9 protein-coding genes are annotated in these 12,659 nt (G+C 61.1%); 1 reads left to right on the forward strand and 8 read right to left on the reverse strand.

Annotated features, from left to right (window positions below; genetic code table 11):
• Positions 1-96: 96 nt before the first annotated feature.
• The 3 genes from R6X40_RS20355 to R6X40_RS20365 all read right to left on the reverse strand — a co-directional run bounded on the left by R6X40_RS20355 (position 97) and on the right by R6X40_RS20365 (position 3,791).
• On the reverse strand, positions 97-2,655 hold the full coding sequence (locus tag R6X40_RS20355; protein WP_318415637.1) for an HWE histidine kinase domain-containing protein: 2,559 nt from the start codon (positions 2,653-2,655) through the stop codon (positions 97-99).
• A complete protein-coding gene (locus tag R6X40_RS20360; protein WP_318415638.1) occupies positions 2,642-3,202 on the reverse strand; it encodes a biliverdin-producing heme oxygenase in 561 nt (186 codons plus the stop codon). The genes R6X40_RS20355 and R6X40_RS20360 overlap by 14 nt, the downstream gene beginning before the upstream one ends.
• A gap of 166 nt (positions 3,203-3,368) precedes the next feature.
• Complete coding sequence (locus R6X40_RS20365) at positions 3,369-3,791, reverse strand: helix-turn-helix domain-containing protein (protein WP_318415639.1); 423 nt, start codon at positions 3,789-3,791, stop codon at positions 3,369-3,371.
• An 83-nt stretch (positions 3,792-3,874) separates the two neighbouring features.
• Here R6X40_RS20365 and R6X40_RS20370 point away from each other — a divergent pair, with 83 nt between their 5' ends.
• Positions 3,875-6,193 carry a heavy metal translocating P-type ATPase gene (locus tag R6X40_RS20370; RefSeq protein WP_318415640.1) on the forward strand — a complete coding sequence of 773 codons (2,319 nt, stop codon included), beginning with the start codon at positions 3,875-3,877 and terminating at the stop codon, positions 6,191-6,193.
• Positions 6,194-6,226: 33 nt separating this feature from the next.
• Here the strand turns inward: R6X40_RS20370 and R6X40_RS20375 are convergent, their stop codons facing one another.
• The 5 genes from R6X40_RS20375 to R6X40_RS20395 form a co-directional block, all read right to left on the reverse strand.
• Positions 6,227-7,873, reverse strand: coding sequence for an alpha/beta hydrolase (locus R6X40_RS20375; RefSeq protein WP_318415641.1), 1,647 nt, complete (start codon positions 7,871-7,873; stop codon positions 6,227-6,229).
• A 45-nt stretch (positions 7,874-7,918) separates the two neighbouring features.
• Positions 7,919-8,386: a nucleoside deaminase gene (locus R6X40_RS20380; RefSeq protein WP_318415642.1), complete on the reverse strand. Its 468-nt coding sequence runs from the start codon at positions 8,384-8,386 to the stop codon at positions 7,919-7,921.
• A 78-nt stretch (positions 8,387-8,464) separates the two neighbouring features.
• The gene (locus R6X40_RS20385; RefSeq protein ID WP_318415643.1) at positions 8,465-10,411 is read right to left on the reverse strand and encodes a MacB family efflux pump subunit; all 1,947 of its coding nucleotides are present in this window, start codon (positions 10,409-10,411) and stop codon (positions 8,465-8,467) included.
• 7 nt (positions 10,412-10,418) lie between these two features.
• Entirely contained in the window at positions 10,419-11,597 is a 1,179-nt protein-coding gene (locus tag R6X40_RS20390; RefSeq protein ID WP_318416002.1) for an efflux RND transporter periplasmic adaptor subunit, read from the reverse strand.
• Between the two features lie 355 nt (positions 11,598-11,952).
• On the reverse strand, positions 11,953-12,489 hold the full coding sequence (locus R6X40_RS20395; protein ID WP_318415644.1) for a GNAT family N-acetyltransferase: 537 nt from the start codon (positions 12,487-12,489) through the stop codon (positions 11,953-11,955).
• Positions 12,490-12,659 lie beyond the last annotated feature (170 nt).

The following is a 12,659-nucleotide window of genomic DNA, read 5'->3' on the forward strand; positions in this document are numbered from 1 at the left end:
ACGAATTCCGTTGGCGGCGGACGGTTGCGTCCTGCCCTTTCGGCTGGACCCTACTCGACGGACCGTCGGGAGGCAATCACGCCACCGGAGCAGTGATCACCGGCCGTCCCTGTTTTCCAGAAGCCCTCCAATCGTCGTGATCAGCGATGTACCGTCATATGGCTTGCGAATGACCGGTACCCACGAAAAATCAGGAGGAATCATTTCGCTGTTTCCGTAGCCGGTGGCAAACAGAAAGGGAATGTTGCGCGCCGCCAGTTCACGAGCGACGGCAAGAGAGGTCCCTGCGCCGAGATTGACATCAAGGATCGCCACGTCCGGTGTGTAGTCCAAGAGCCTGCTCAAGGCATCGGCGGCAGAGGCAGAGGTCGTCACATCGAAGATACCGTGATCGCCGAGCATGCTTTCGACATCGAGCGCAATCAGCATCTGGTCCTCGACCAGCATAACCCTCAAATCCGCGGCCAGCGTTCCCTTCGTCGTGTCATCGCCGGCAGCCTGACTAGACACCGCGTGAGACGATTGTTCGGCCAGGGAAATATGCTTTGCAGGCAGCAGGAACCGGGCCACAACGCCTTCACGCGCATAGGTCACGTTGCTGCGGCCATCGAGGTCATAAGGCACGCTGCGATCAATCAGCGCGGTGCCAAAGCCGGTGCGGGATGGCGGGGAGACGAGAGGACCGCCGGTCTCACGCCAGACGATATCGCAGTCACCATGGGCCGCCAGCGACCATGACACATCCAGCCGTCCACCGGGCCGCGACAGAGCTCCGTATTTGGCGGCGTTGGTCGACAGTTCATGCAGAACAAGCGCCATCACCGAAAAGGCGCGGGAATTGAGAAGGACGGGTGGGCCATTGACGGCGATCGATATGGTGGGCTGGCGATAGGGCGTCAGTTCCGCGTTCAAAAGGTCCAGCAGCAACCCGCCGCCATCGCCGCGCACCACCTGATCGTGGGCGAAAGACAGCGCCTGGATGCGGCCCTTGAGCGATGCGACATAATCGATCAGGGTCCGGCCTTCCTGCAGCGGCTGACCGACCAGCGACTTGATCAACGCGAGGATATTCTTGACGCGGTGGTTCAGTTCTTCATTGAGCATGCGTTGGCGCACATCGGCGCGGCTGCGCTCTTCCGCCATCAACTCGCTGTGGCGCAGTCCAACCTCGACAAGGGCAGCGCGCGTAACCTCGGCGATCTCGCGATCCGCCTCTGTCCAGGGCTGCGCTTGCTGATGGACGGTCTGCTTCCAGATGGCAAAACTTTCGCGCGGCGTCAGCCGGTCACCCAAAGGCCCCGTCGCATAAGTTTTCTCCGGGTTGCCGGCCCAATTTAGTGTCTGGACCAGCTCCTTGCGGAAAAAGAACAGATAATCCCGTCGTGTCTGCGTCAGAGGGATGGCCAGCACACCTGCCGCTTGCGCGCAAAAATCCTCCGCCTCCGGCATGCGCTGCGGCAAGGCGTGGGTGGCCCAGACGCGGCCTTCGGCCAGCGTGCCGATCAGACGCGAAAGCCCCGGAATAGCAGAAGCCGGCGGCACCAATCCATGCGAACTCCAGGTACCGTTCATCCAGAGTCCGATCCCGTCACATGGCATCAACGCACTGAAATCAGGCAGGTGTTCCGTCAGCAAATGACCGATATCGGCGTGATGGGAGGCCAGGCGCAGGAAACGATCGAGCGAGGCACGGGCGCGTGTCGCGGCCTCCAGGTTGGATTTCTGCCGGAGAGACGTCAGATGCAGCGAAAAGAATTCGCCAAACATTTCGGCAGCAACCCGTTCTGCCATCGACAGGATACGCGGCTGGTAATGATGGCACGCAATCAGCCCCCAGAGTGCGCCATCGACGATGATCGAAATCGACATGGAGGCTGCGACACCCATATTGCGCAGATATTCGCAGTGGATGGGCGAAACACTGCGAAGATGCGCGAGCGATAGATCCAAAGCTTCGCCTGATGCGTCGAAGACAGGAACCAGCGAGATGCGCGCGCCGCCGGCGTCGCCGATGATGCGGATGGTGTTTTTCAGATAGAGGACACGGGCCTGCTGCGGGATATCGCTGGCTGGGAAGTACTGGCCAAGAAAACTCTCCAGATCGCCGCGTTTGGCTTCGGCCGCAACCTTGCCCGACCCGTCCTGCTCGAAGCGATAGATCATCACACGATCGTATTCCAGCATACCGCGGATCAGCCGAGCCGCTTGGCGCACCAGAGTCTCGATGTCGCTGATATCACGGATACGGCCGATGAGACCGCGGGCAAGTTGCAATGGCTGGCCTATTGAGGCCGCCTCAAACTCGATGATGACGGTCGAACGGAAGATGTGGACCGAGACATCGAAGACGCCGCCCGGCACATGCAACCCTGACAAAATAGCCGGGCGCACGCCCTCGCCCTGTGTCGCAAGAGCGTTGCGTAATGTGTGCGTCGCTTCGGCGCCAACGAGCATTTCAAGCGTCAAGCCATTGATCTCGCCGGAAACGCCCAGCATGAAACCAGCATTGGTGGAATGCCGAAGAACAGTAATCGCCCGCGCATCGCACGCGATCAGGCAGCCATGCGGCTGAATACTGCCGGGGATATGGATCGGCTCACGGTCGCAATTGGTCAGATTAACCGGCTCGACCGCGTTGATGTCATGCTGGTTCATGGGATGCCTGACGAAATGCCTGTTCGGCAGTCTTGAACGTTGCGCGCGAGGCGTTGGCAACGCGCTCCATGTCGATGGAATCGGCACTTTCGAGCAGGGCGAGAAAATCGGGCCAGCGATCGCTGCGACGGGATTGCACCGCCAGATGCCGCGCCCCAAAATCTCCGTCGAAGCCAAGCTTCTGGGCACGCTTGTAAAGGACGCGGGCGCCAAGCACGGACCCTTCCAGGACGTAAAGCACGCCAAGAAGCGCCTCAGGGCTCTGGTCCAGAACCGGTGCATCCACCGATAGCTGTGGCGTCACATCCAAGTCACGCAGATCGTCGGCGATCAGGTTTGAAAACATCTCCGCATCCCAACGGTCGCATTGCTCCGGCCAGACCGTAGAAACAAGTTTGCGCTCGACAGCCTCCCGGAACGCCCAAATTCCGCGCAGATAGTTTTTGTACGAATCAAGACTTTCAAAGGAGCCGACCATACGGTCAAGCGAGGCGTGGGCTTGCGACGTGTTTTCGCGCAACTGGGCTCGGCGGGACCGATCTGGCATTTATGTTTTTCCGGGTATGCAAAAAATTGAATGGGTACGTTATCGATAAGACAGAAAACGCCTTGGCAGTTGAAAAGTTCCCTGACTTTAGAACTATTTTTAACCGGAGGTTACCGGCGAAACCATCATCCTCCCTGAAACGCTGTTTATGACACCGTTTCCCGTTTCAATGGCCGTGATGTGTGCATTGCGCATGATCGGCGAGCACCTCGATGACCCGGCATTGATCGACCCGGCCATGGCCGCAACCTTCCACCATCATTTCCAGCTCCGCCTTCAGCGCCAGCAGGCTGCGGATCCGCTGCTCCACTTCGACGAGCCGGGCCTTGGCGATGGCATCGGCGGAAGCGCAGGGCTGCAAAGGGTTGTCCTGAAGGCTGAGCAATGTGCGGATCGCCTCAACCTCGAAACCAAGCTCGCGGGCATGACGAATGAACGTCAGGCGATGGAGATCGGATTGTTCATAGGAACGCTGATTGCCCTCGCTGCGGCTTGGCTCCCGTAGCAGGCCGATCCCCTCGTAATACCGGATGGTCGGCACCTTGACGCCACTTTTGCGCGCAGCTTCGCCAATCGTGATCTTTTTCATGACTTTTCCTCTTGCACCTCTAGCCGCTAGAGGATGTACGAAAGATGCCAGAGTTTGACAAGAATATACACAGGAAGCGGACAATGGCAGAGGCGACACAGACACGATACCGGGTGGAGGGTATGGATTGCGCGTCCTGCGCGGCCAAGATCGATACGGCAGTCCGGCGCATGCCGGGCGTCGCGGATGTTTCGGTTTCGGTGACCGCAGGCACGATGACCGTGAAACACGATGCGGTCAGCGATCTCGCCGCCATTGCCAAGAAAGTCACGGGCCTTGGTTATTCCGTCTCGCAGATCGCCGGCAAGGTCGCGCCGGTTACAGAGGCCAAGCAGGCCAGCTGCGGCCATGATCACGGCGATCACAGTCACGCAGGCCACGATCATGCCAAGCATGGCGATCACGATGGCCATGATCATGCGGCTCACGATCACAGCGGACACGACCATGCAAGCCATGCCGGTCACGATCATTCGAAACCCGCAACCCAGGACGCCATGGAAGGCCTGCACGGGCATGACCATGCGCCGACAAGCGGTCCGTGGTGGACCAGCAAAAAGGGCAAGCTGACCATTTTTTCCGGCGCTGCCCTTGTGATTGCCTATGCTGTCGGCCATCTCGTGCCCTCGATTGCATCCTATGCCTTCATCGTCGCCATGTTGATCGGGCTTATCCCGATCGCCCGGCGCGCCATCATGGCCGCGATGGCCGGTACGCCGTTTTCGATCGAGATGCTGATGACGATCGCGGCCATTGGCGCTGTGATCATCAATGCCGGCGAAGAGGCGGCCGCCGTGGTCTTCCTGTTCCTGGTCGGTGAACTTCTTGAAGGCGTTGCCGCCGGGAAGGCGCGTCAAAGCATCCAGTCGCTGGCCGCGCTGGTGCCGAAGGAGGCGCTCTTGGAAGAAAACGGCCAGACGCGCGCCGTGCCTGCCGAAAGCCTTGCCGTCGGCGCCACCATTCTTGTTCGCCCCGGCGACCGTATTTCCGCTGATGGTCTGATCCTGTCGGGTGAAAGCGCCATTGATGAGGCGCCGGTGACCGGCGAAAGCACGCCGGTGCGCAAGGGCGTCGATGAAAAGGTCTTCGCCGGCACGATCAACGGGGATGCCGCATTGCGCGTCCGAGTGACGGCGACTTCCGCCGACAATACCATTGCCCGAGTCGTCAAACTGGTCGAGGAGGCACAGGAATCCAAGGCGCCGACCGAGCGTTTCATCGACCGGTTCTCGCGCTATTACACGCCGGGTGTGGTGGTGGTTGCAGCCCTCGTGGCGATCATTCCGCCACTGTTTATGGGCGGCCCGTGGGACGAATGGGTCTACAAGGGCCTTGCCATCCTGCTCATCGGTTGCCCTTGTGCCCTGGTGATTTCAACGCCAGCCGCCATTGCCGCCTCACTGTCCGCTGGCGCCCGGCGCGGCCTGCTGCTGAAAGGGGGCGCCGTACTGGAGACCTTGGGCAGCGTTACCGCCGTTGCGCTGGATAAGACCGGGACACTGACCGAAGGCAAGCCGAAGGTTACGGATATCCTCCCCTTCGGCCATTCCGAGGCCGATGTGCTGACCTTTGCCGCCGCGCTTGAAACTGGCTCAAGCCACCCGTTGGCGAAGGCGATCCTTGACCGGGCCGCGGCTGACACGGTGAACGTTCCCGCCGTATCCGACGCAAAGGCGCTGGGTGGCAAGGGCGTGACGGCGACAGTGGACGGCAAGGCGGTCTTCCTCGGCTCACCACAGGCGGCCGGCGACCGCATTGCACTGTCTGCTGAGCAGACGGCGGCAATCACTGCACTCAACGACGAGGGCAAGACCGTCTCCGTGCTGATCATCGGCGATACGCTGGCCGGTGCGATCGCCATGCGCGACGAGCCGCGCCCCGATGCAAAATCCGGGCTGAAAGCCCTGACGGATGCAGGTGTAAAGATCGTGATGCTGACGGGCGACAACAAGCGCACGGCAACCGCGATCGGCAAGCAACTCGGCATCGAAGTGCGGGCAGAGCTGATGCCGGAGGACAAGCAGCGCATCGTCGGCGAACTGAAGCAACAGGGGTTTGTCGTTGCCAAGGTCGGTGACGGGATCAACGACGCACCGGCACTGGCGGCGGCCGATATCGGCATTGCCATGGGCGGCGGCACCGACGTGGCGCTGGAAACCGCCGACGCTGCCGTGCTTCACGGCCGGGTCGGGGACGTCGCCGAAATGATCGACCTGTCGAAACGCACGATGGGAAATATCCGCCAGAACATCACCATGGCGCTGGGGCTGAAGGCCGTGTTCCTGGTCACCACCATCGCCGGCATTACCGGGCTGTGGCCAGCGATCCTGGCCGATACCGGCGCCACCGTGCTGGTAACGGTCAACGCACTGCGGCTTCTCGCACCCGTGCGCCGCGCCTGATATCGAATGACCGGCGGCATGAACGCCGCCGGTTCAATCCCGCTTCGATACCATCGCCTTCAGGCGCTCGACATCGCCGGGCGCCAATCCTTGTGGATCGGTGACAGCAACCCACGCATCGATATAATGTTCCGGCGCATAGACATGACCGTATCCCATCGGCGATGTCGTCGCCATCGCCATGTCGAGCGCCAGCTGCAGCATAGTCACGACCGGATACCAGCGCAGATAAGGCGAGACATCCAGACCGCGCGGCTGCTTCATCCAATCCGGTTCCCGGTAGAAGGAATGAGGATCGAAGAAGGTCACGGGGTCGCTGGCATATTGCAGGTAGACAATGCGCATCGGCCCCCATTTTGCACCCGGAATATCCAGCGCGTTCTTCTGGGCCGTAAAGCGGATAACCGAACCGTCACGGAAGCGTGGCAGCCAGGCCGGAGACCCGGGCTCGCGTCCGGCGGTTACCGATTTCCAGCCAGCGCTCTCAAAGGGCGGACCGCTCCAGAGCGCTCCCTGGAAAGGGTCGCCGATCACATCGAGGAGATCAGCCGAGCGCTCGGAATTCAGCGCACCGAGGCTGAGGCCATGCAGATAAAGCTTGGGGCGTTTATCCTTCGGCAGCGTCGTCCAGTAGCCGTAGACCGCCTTGAACAGCGATTCACCAGCCTCCGCGCCATAGCTCGGCTCGACCAGCAGCGAGAGCCAACTGGTCAGATAGGAATATTGCAGCGCGACGCTCGCCACGTCGCCCCGATGCAGATACTCGACCGTATCCATTGCTGCCGGATCGACCCAGCCGGTGCCAGTCGGGACCACGACGATCAGCGCGGAGCGTTGGAAGGCGCCGGTACGCTTGAGTTCGGCAAGTGCCAATGCCGCCCTTTCCTTCGCCGTTTCTGCGGCATTCAAGCCAACATAGACGCGGATCGGCTCCAGTGCTGGCTGCCCGAAGAAAGCGCCGATCTTTTCAGCCGTCGGGCCGGACGCGACGAATTCACGGCCGCGAAATCCCAGATCGTGCCAGGGGATGAGCGATGCGGAGCTGCCTGTCTTCAACGGATCGGCGGGCGGCGCCAGATCGCTGTCGATCAAGGCATCCAGCTCGCGGAAGGAGGAATCGGCCAGCCGCAAGCCAGCCTTGAGGAGCAAACCATCGCCGATAGACCAGAACAGGACGAGGGCCAGGATAACCCCCAGCAAACGGGCAATGGGCGTCGGTGTGACATGCTCGAATTTGCGCGACAGAAAGGCGAACGTCATCCGGAACAGGCGGGCGAGCCCAATCAGCACGATGAAAACCAAAAGGGCAATCAGCGCGAGTTTCAGCGGTTCGGCGGTTTCCACAGGATCGAGCCCCATCAGGCTGCGAACAGAGTTTTGCCAGCGGGCTGCCTGCCACAGGAATGTGATCGCTATTCCTGCGCATCCCATCGCGGCCAAAGCCTTGACGGCACGCTCGATCTTGGGCGTCAGGGCGGGGAGCTCAAGATAGTGCCAGAGCCAGCGGCTGAGGACGCCAAGGCCGTATCCGGCCGCCAGCGAACAGCCGGATAGCACGCCCTGCAGCACATAGGGCCGCGGAATGAGACTTGGTGTGAGCGATACGGCGAAGAAAAGAATGCCGATCAGCACGCCCGGCAACGACAGCGATGCGCCGAGGCGCAACAGAAGGTTTTGCATCTCACTCCTCATGGCTGATTCAGCCGCTGATCGACGACAACAGGCTCAGCCCTGCTGCATTTCCCGCCACAGCTCGTAGATATCCGCCTCTCCCTCCGGCCGCACCGGATGATAGGCGAATGTCATCTGCTGGTCGGCGAATGGTTTGCGCAGCTCCGCATAAAGCGCTGCCGAGGTCAGCCCGTAGGGCGCGCCGTCTTCATTCGAATAAGCGTAGGAAATGTCGGTGATGCCGGCCAGCCGCATGGCGGCGAGGCACATCGGGCATGGGTGACCGCTGGCATAGACGGAAGCCCCCTTGAGAGTGGCCGTGCCACGCTTGATGGCCGCCGCACGCACCGCGACGAGTTCCGCATGGGCAGTCGGGTCATGTGTCTCCATCACGCCGTTGACCCCGGTGGCCACCACCTCTCCATTCATAACCAGTACGGCGCCAAAAGGCCGCCCGCCCTTGCGGACATTGTCGCGGGCAAGCGCGATGGCCTGGGTCATGAAGCGATCTGCGTCCGGCATGGTTTCACTCCTCGTGCATTTGCACCAGTGGAAACGATCACGCGAGCGGCGTCAACCGGTTGCGATTGTGACCGCTGATCAGGTGGACGCCAGCGCCACGGCGGGCTGCAGGCGCGAGGCGTTGTAGGCGGGCAGATAGCCGAAGATCAATCCGGTGAGGAAGGCGCTGCCGAAGGCGAGGATCACAGGACCGGGCGCGAAGCTGACGGCGACACCAAAGGCCTGCGCTACCGCGCCGATGCCAAGACCCAGCCCGACGCCGATCAGGCCGCCGAGCGCGGAGACAACCAGCGCCTCGACGATAAACTGCGTGAGGATATCGCGACCGCGCGCGCCCGTTGCCATGCGGATACCGATCTCGCGGGTGCGCTCTGTGACGGAAACCAGCATGATATTCATTACCCCGATGCCACCGACGAGCAGCGAGATGGCAGCGATGGAGCCGAGGAACACTTTCAAAATGTTCGAGGTTTCGGTGAAGGTTTCGCGGATCGCCGCCATGTTGATGATCTGCGTGTCCTGGCGCTTGTGGCGCTCATCGAGCAAAGCCTGGATCTGGTCTTGCGTCACGTTGATGGCGTCGCCATCCTTCACCTGTACGGTGATGGATCGGACATTCCGTGCCCCGAACAGGCGCAGGTTGCCGGTCGAAAGCGGCACCAGCACAGTGTCGTCCTGATCGTTGCCGCCGGCGCTGGCGCCCTTCTTTGACATCACGCCGATCACCTGGAAGGGAATGTTCTTGATGAGAATATACTGCCCGAGCGGATCAGCACCATCAGGAAACAGCGCATCCGCCACGGTCCGGCCGAGCACGGCGACGCTCGCATAGGCATCCATGTCGGTCTTTTCGAGAAAGGCACCATCCTCGACCGTCCATGATTTGGCTTCAGGGAATTGCGGCACCGTGCCGTTGACCGTTGTCTGCGTATCGAGATTGCCGGCCCGCACCGTCAAGGTGCTCGACATTTCCGGCACCGCAAAACTGATATTGGGCAATTCCAGAATAGCATCGGCATCGGACGGGATCAGCGAGACGATGCTCCCCCCTTCCCCGCCGCGAAAATTCGACATGTTGGGCCGCACGACCAGAAGATCGGATCCCATGGCGGCGATGCGACTCAGCACGGAATCCTGAGCACCCGTGCCGATGGCCAGCATCGCGACGACGGAGCTGACGCCAATGACGATGCCGAGCAGGGTGAGAATTGTGCGAAACAGATTGGCCCGCAGCGCCCGGAACGACATACGCACGGCCTCGGCCACATCGGTAACGATGGCAGCTTTACCCGCGCTCCTTGCCGCTAGCGCCGGCTTGGCGCGGCCGATACGCCTGATATTGCCCGGGATACGGTCGGCGACGATCAGGCCGTCGCTGATCTCGATGACGCGGTCAGCAGATTCAGCCAGTTCCGGGGCGTGGGTGATGATGATGACGGTATGGCCGTCCTCGTTCATCTGCCGCAGCGTCGCCATCACTTCCTTGCCGCTCTGGCTGTCGAGTGCGCCGGTCGGCTCGTCGGCGAGGATGATCTGGCCGCCATTCATCAGCGCCCGGGCGATCGACACACGCTGCTGCTGGCCGCCGGACAGCTGGTTGGGCAGGTGATCGAGACGGTCGCCGAGACGAAGCGAGCGCAAAAGCATGCTGGCACGCTCTTCTCGCTGCCGCGACGGCATGCCGGCATAGATCGCGGGGATCTCGACATTCTCCTGCGCGGTTGCGGTCGGCACCAGATTGTAGCTCTGGAAGACGAAGCCGAACATCTGGCGCCGCCTTGCCGCAAGCTCGTCGGCGTTCAAATCCGAGACATCTTCGCCTTCGAGCAGATACTGGCCACCGGTCGGCGTATCGAGACAGCCGAGAATGTTCATCAGCGTCGATTTTCCGGAACCGGAAGCACCGACGATGGCGACAAATTCGCCGGGCTGAATATCGAGCGAGACGCCACGCAGCACCTCAACGGCCACGTCGCCATTGACGAAGGTCTTGCGGATATCCTTGAGCGAGATGAGCGGGGTCATAGCGGCCTCAGAACATCGGCGGCATGCCGCGCCGCGAATTGCCCCGGCCCGACGACGCCTTGTCACCGGACCCCGCGCTGACGACGATGGCATCGTTTTCGCCAAGGCCCTGTTTGATCTCGACCCGCACGCGATTGCGAACTCCGGTCTCGACCTTCCGGGTTTCATGGGCGCCGGAAGCAGTGACGACAGTCACGTCCCCGGACGTGCGATCCTTGCCGAAATGAACCGCGGCGATTGGCACAGTCAGCACGTCTTTCGCCGAAGACTCGACGAAAAACACCTGCGCCGTCATGTTCATCATCAACGCGCCATCCGGATTGGACACGTCGAACAGCGCGTAATAAAGCACGACATTGTTTTCGGTCGCGGGCGTTGGCTTGATCTGGCGAAGCGTGCCGGGATAGCGCTTGCCGGGCTGGCCGAGCAGGGTGAAATAGGCGTTCATTCCCACTTTGAGCTTGCCGACATCGGCTTCGGATACCTGGGCTTCGACCGTCATGGTCGACAGATTGCCGATGGTGACGATGGTTGGCGCTGTCTGGTTGGCGTTGAGCGTTTGGCCTTCCTTGGCCGATATGTCGATGATCGTTCCGGTCAGCGGCGCATAGATCTTGGTATAACCAAGGCTGATGCGGGCGTCCTTGAGCGTTGCCTCTTGCTTGCGAACCTGAGCTTTCAGCGCATCGACATTGGCCTCTGCAGTGGCAAGCGCCGCCACCGCCTCGTCGAGCGCCGACTGCGCAGCACCATTGCTGGCCACAAGGGCCCGCTGGCGGGTGAGGTTGGCACTCGCCAGAACCACCTGCGCCGATTTATCGATCATCTGGGCCTCAAGATTGGCAAGCTCGGCCTCGGCGATTTCGATCTGCGTTTCGATCGAGGCGCTGTCGATCTCAGCGATCAGCTGGCCTTCCTTGACGCTATCGCCAATCTCGACCTTGAGGCTCTTCAGCTGGCCGGAAACCTGGGCGCCGACATCGACGTCCTTGATCGGGCTCAACAGACCGGACGCGGTGACGCTGTTTTCGATATCGCCGCGCACCGGTGTCTCCGTGACGACGGCGTCCGCCGCTTCCTGCTTGCCGTAGACCGACCAGCCATACCAGCCGGCGGCAGCGAGAAACAGAACCGGAAGGATCAGCCAGCGCTTGCGCGTACGCCCACGCCTGCTGCGCGCCGGCATCGGCTGCGCGGCGGCGGCGTCCTGCTCTTCAACCGCAGGGGCAATTTTCCGGGTGGCATCCGCCATTCACGTCTCTTTCAAATTCAATCGGGCGTTGGGTCATCATTCCCCGCGACAGCTAAATTGAAACTACGCCATAATGAAGTCCAACAGCATGAAATCTCTGTAATCTTTCCCGATTTTCGTTTCGCAATGTTTCCAGGCAATGGCAATGCGAAGGAGTTTGCAGACGAAAAACCGGCGGATGAACCGCCGGTTTCATTGATGGCTTTATGCAGCCGTCTTTGTGGCTGCTGCCCGAATGCTGCCGGGGCGATCAAAAAGGCCGCCCTCCCTGCAACGATGGAACAGGACCTCAGCCGTTCAATGTTCCGACCCTGGCCATGGCGAGCACATCGGCAAATGCTCCGCCGCGAAACGCATAGGCTTTGTGCACGCCCTCGACTTCAAAGCCAGCGGCCTCGTAGAGCGCAATGGCCCCCGCATTGTCGGTAAAGACAGTGAGTTCGATGCGGATGATGTTCAGCCAGTTATCCGCGGCATCGATGAGTTCGAGCAGCAGCGCTTTGCCGATGCCCTGCCGTTGATAATCGTCGCGAACGCTCATGCCGAGCACAGCTACGTGATGACGCCGCCCTATCTGGCGATGAAGCCCGGCAGCGCCCAGAATGAAGCCGTCCCGTTCGGCAACGAGCTGAAGTCCCCCATCCGACGGCTTCTCCAGCCAGGACCGGACCTCCTCCGGGCGGGTATGAGGCAGGCGCAGCGTTCCCCGCCGCACACCCGGCTGGTTTAGCATGACGGCCATCTGCTCGTGATCTCCGGGGCGCGAGGCCCGAATGAGCAGTGCGCTGTTCAAGGGCGCAACGGGAGAGTTTTCTGTTTGCTTCATGACGGTCCTCGTCTTCAAATGCGAGGAGGTGAGAAGCTTGCGACCCTACCTGCCTCGGCAGGGTCCACAGGATGAAAGCGCTTTTAACCCAGCACCGATCCTGCGCACCCCGAAAGGTCCGTGCAGGTCACAATAAGGGTGTTCGATGCGCTGTTCATTCCATGAAAATG

The organism is Rhizobium sp. PL01 (assembly GCF_033447125.1).
Taxonomy (GTDB): Bacteria; Pseudomonadota; Alphaproteobacteria; order Rhizobiales; family Rhizobiaceae; genus Pararhizobium.

Bases quoted from the DNA above. Each gene is read 5' to 3' on its own strand.
- R6X40_RS20355 (WP_318415637.1), bottom strand. From the start codon at position 2,655: ATGAACCAGCATGACATCAACGCGGTCGAGCCGGTTAATCTGACCAAT.
- R6X40_RS20360 (WP_318415638.1), bottom strand. From the start codon at position 3,202: ATGCCAGATCGGTCCCGCCGAGCCCAGTTGCGCGAAAACACGTCGCAA.
- R6X40_RS20365 (WP_318415639.1), bottom strand. From the start codon at position 3,791: ATGAAAAAGATCACGATTGGCGAAGCTGCGCGCAAAAGTGGCGTCAAG.
- R6X40_RS20370 (WP_318415640.1), top strand. From the start codon at position 3,875: ATGGCAGAGGCGACACAGACACGATACCGGGTGGAGGGTATGGATTGC.
- R6X40_RS20375 (WP_318415641.1), bottom strand. From the start codon at position 7,873: ATGCAAAACCTTCTGTTGCGCCTCGGCGCATCGCTGTCGTTGCCGGGC.
- R6X40_RS20380 (WP_318415642.1), bottom strand. From the start codon at position 8,386: ATGCCGGACGCAGATCGCTTCATGACCCAGGCCATCGCGCTTGCCCGC.
- R6X40_RS20385 (WP_318415643.1), bottom strand. From the start codon at position 10,411: ATGACCCCGCTCATCTCGCTCAAGGATATCCGCAAGACCTTCGTCAAT.
- R6X40_RS20390 (WP_318416002.1), bottom strand. From the start codon at position 11,597: ATGCCGGCGCGCAGCAGGCGTGGGCGTACGCGCAAGCGCTGGCTGATC.
- R6X40_RS20395 (WP_318415644.1), bottom strand. From the start codon at position 12,489: ATGAAGCAAACAGAAAACTCTCCCGTTGCGCCCTTGAACAGCGCACTG.